Here is a 2824-nt window from a genome sequence, read left to right on the forward strand (position 1 = left end):
CATTGGTCAAGGTGGCGGTTAGCGAGTCAGGCCCGTGCTCGGGCCAGTCACAACAAAAGACATCAACATCACAACCTGTCGTTGTCGTACTAAGTATGCCCACCAACACCGGACGCTTGCGCTCTCAGTCCATCATGGTATTCATAGTCCTAGATAACGCATTCGACATCCTCGCCAACCCATACGGAACCATCATCGCAGACTACGGCGACGACTATGTCGACCTCTTCAAAAAGACACACAACAATGTAAAAGAGGAACCCGCCGACTGAGCGAATTTCACGGGCGAGCACAGACAGCAAACCATCCATTAAGGACGAAGAAACCGGTGCCCACACAGCCCAGACCGTACGACTGCCGGCGAAGCCACCACCGCAGTGCCGATCAGTCGCGCGATCGTAATCCCGGTTCGGTGCAGGACGGGCTCGGTGTGCCCGTCTGGTATCACTATTGTTGCCGCGGTGGCATCCGGCATATCCCCCGATCGCCCGGCGCAATGCCCCGTCCCCTGCCCTAATCTCACCCCACGGATATGGCAGAAGAGCCCCAAGAACGCGGCGAACGGCTGATCCACACCCGGGCCTTGTTCGTCCTGGCCCGCCGACTGGTCGACGTGCTCTGGGCCCTGCTGCGCGACGGACGGCTGTTCACCTCCACCTCGCCTCAATCCCGCTAGCACTGCGACTTGACACGGTCATTGAGATTCCACATTCACAGGGAGCCCAGCCCTGGCACCGTGGTGGCCGAGCCGCGGCTTCCACCCCATCAGGAACCACAACAGCGGACCGAACAACGGCACGCAGGCGACGAGCAACAACCACGCGAGCTTCGTCCCCAAACCCTTGTCGCTGCGGAAAACACCGAACAGCGCGCCAACGACGAGCAGCAGATACACGAGCACGATCGCTCCGATCAGCAGCACACTGGCGCCACCCCAGAGCGGCCCAGATCCTTGGGCAGCCTGGGCGGCCGCCGCGAGCATCATCGAGGTGCTTCCTTTCAACCAATCCATTGTGTACATAGCTGTTGATGGAGCCGGTCCCGCGTTTTCACGCGGTGGACTCGTCGGGAACCCAGCGCAGCAGGTCACCTGGCTGACATTCGAGCACTCGGCAGATCGCGTCGAGCGTGGTGAAGCGGACGGCTTTCGCACGGCCGTTCTTCAGCACGGCCACGTTCGCCGCGCTGATGCCCACGGCCTCAACGAACTCACCCACCGACATCTTCCGCCTGGCGAGCTGGACATCGAGATCGACGACGATCGCCATCAGACGACCTCGTCCATCTCACTGCGCAGCACAATCGCCTTGCGCAACAAGTGCCGTCCCACGAACAGCAGCAGGACTGCCCCGGTCGCGGCGAGTGTGGCCACCGCAGAGCCCAGCCACAAACCGATGAGCTCCATCCCATCCGAAGGAGAGGGGATGTCCGCGAACGTTACATACACGAACAGGCCAGCGAGCACGACAGCAGCGGCAAAGAGGGCGCCGATCGTCACATTCGCCCAGGCGAGCGCGCCGTGCTCGAAAACGGCCCCCTTGCCCGCCCGGTGCAGCAATGCCCACACCGTCACCAGCGCGACCTGAAGGCATGCGATGAAGACGATCGCCGCCGTGACCAGGGGCACCCGCACGGACTCGTAGGGAGGGAACAGCGCGACTTCGCCGGCAGCGGTCGCCGGTATCACGACAAACTGGGCGAACAACCCAGCGGCGAATGCTCCGGCGATGAGGACCTGGAGAACGATGACAATCGACCGAGACATGCATTGATTATCGATTGATCCCTATCGATTGTCAATCGATAGGGATCAACGCTCGACCGTTGGCGAGGTCAGGACCCGAACGCCAGCCGCGCACCGCTTCCACGTCCCCGCGCCAGGAGAAAGATCTGACCGGTTCGAGCGAGCGCATCCGGCTACTTCTGCCGCGGTGTCAACGATGAAGACCGCGTCCCTTCTACCGCACCCGGACGAGGTTCGCCCGAGTGAAGCACCTAGGCGCCCACCGGCACTAGTCCATTATGGACGAATCGGCGGGCGAAGTGTCCCGCATCACCGCGCGGTCTCGGCGCCCTCGTCCGACACGGGTTTCTCGCTGGACTCGCTCTCACCGGGCGTGCTTTCCTCGAGCGTCCACGACATCACGCGCAGGCCGGTCACGTCCTGATGGTTCGCATACAGCTCGGCCACCTGCTCGTCGTCCAGCATCAACGTCTCACGCATGAAGTCCCCGGTGAGCCGCACCGATGCCGGCCCCGCGGGATTGAACAACACGTCCACCCCGTCCGCGAGCAGCACGACCAGCTCGTCGAGATCGATCCGCAGCCAGTCGGGCGAGCTGATCCGCTGCCGGTGCGGCTCGCCGGTCGCGACCACCACGCACGGCACGTCGTCAGGAGACTTGGTGACCAGCGGACGCCCATCACCGTTCATCGCGATATCGAACAGCGAGTCCCGCAACATCAGCTGGATGTGCTCGACCTCCGCACGCCCCTGCAACACCAGCCGCAACACCGCGTCCAACGGATCCGACGGCGAGTTCTCATCGCTCGGCGCGTACTCCGGGTTCGGCCGGAACTTGCCGAGCTTGCCCCCCTCCTCCGCCGGCCACAGCCCGACCACGGCTTCGAGCGGCGGCGCCTCGTTCTCAGACGCCGGAGCCCAGGACGGGTCCATAAGCATCAACCAGTTCTCCAGCCGCCCTTCGGCCTGGGTCTCTTCGCCCGTTTCAGTCACAAAATCCATGATGGTTCCTCACTCGGCTGATCGCTTCTTCGTCTGGTTGGGGATGTCTCCGCCGCGATGGGGCGTGCGTGTGTGGCG

Annotated in this window: 5 protein-coding genes and 1 pseudogene; 2 read left to right on the forward strand and 4 right to left on the reverse strand. The window is 63.2% G+C overall.

Annotated elements, in window-relative coordinates; genetic code table 11:
• On the forward strand, positions 1 to 272 hold a 272-nt coding region (locus AB0I53_RS22205; RefSeq protein ID WP_358605969.1), incomplete at its 5' end, for a hypothetical protein.
• 275 nt (positions 273 to 547) lie between these two features.
• Positions 548 to 676, forward strand: a pseudogene (locus AB0I53_RS22210) (IS110 family transposase); the annotation flags it as partial.
• A gap of 18 nt (positions 677 to 694) precedes the next feature.
• On the opposite strand, the gene AB0I53_RS22215 reads toward AB0I53_RS22210, so the two are convergent.
• From AB0I53_RS22215 to AB0I53_RS22230, 4 genes are all read right to left on the reverse strand, one after another.
• Positions 695 to 985, reverse strand: a complete 291-nt coding sequence (locus tag AB0I53_RS22215; protein ID WP_358605972.1) for a PLD nuclease N-terminal domain-containing protein — start codon at positions 983 to 985, stop codon at positions 695 to 697.
• Between the two features lie 64 nt (positions 986 to 1049).
• The gene (locus AB0I53_RS22220; protein WP_358502806.1) at positions 1050 to 1268 is read right to left on the reverse strand and encodes a helix-turn-helix transcriptional regulator; all 219 of its coding nucleotides are present in this window, start codon (positions 1266 to 1268) and stop codon (positions 1050 to 1052) included.
• The gene (locus AB0I53_RS22225; RefSeq protein WP_358502804.1) at positions 1268 to 1765 is read right to left on the reverse strand and encodes a DUF2975 domain-containing protein; all 498 of its coding nucleotides are present in this window, start codon (positions 1763 to 1765) and stop codon (positions 1268 to 1270) included. Before AB0I53_RS22225 ends, AB0I53_RS22220 begins: the two co-directional genes overlap by 1 nt.
• 288 nt (positions 1766 to 2053) lie before the next feature.
• Positions 2054 to 2746: a type VII secretion system-associated protein gene (locus tag AB0I53_RS22230; RefSeq protein ID WP_358605975.1), complete on the reverse strand. Its 693-nt coding sequence runs from the start codon at positions 2744 to 2746 to the stop codon at positions 2054 to 2056.
• Between the last annotated feature and the right edge of the window lie 78 nt (positions 2747 to 2824).

This window comes from Saccharopolyspora sp. NPDC050389 (genome assembly GCF_040655595.1).
GTDB lineage: Bacteria > Actinomycetota > Actinomycetes > Mycobacteriales > Pseudonocardiaceae > Saccharopolyspora.

Bases quoted from the DNA above. Each gene is read 5' to 3' on its own strand.
- AB0I53_RS22215 (WP_358605972.1), bottom strand. From the start codon at position 985: ATGATGCTCGCGGCGGCCGCCCAGGCTGCCCAAGGATCTGGGCCGCTC.
- AB0I53_RS22220 (WP_358502806.1), bottom strand. From the start codon at position 1,268: ATGGCGATCGTCGTCGATCTCGATGTCCAGCTCGCCAGGCGGAAGATG.
- AB0I53_RS22225 (WP_358502804.1), bottom strand. From the start codon at position 1,765: ATGTCTCGGTCGATTGTCATCGTTCTCCAGGTCCTCATCGCCGGAGCA.
- AB0I53_RS22230 (WP_358605975.1), bottom strand. From the start codon at position 2,746: ATGGATTTTGTGACTGAAACGGGCGAAGAGACCCAGGCCGAAGGGCGG.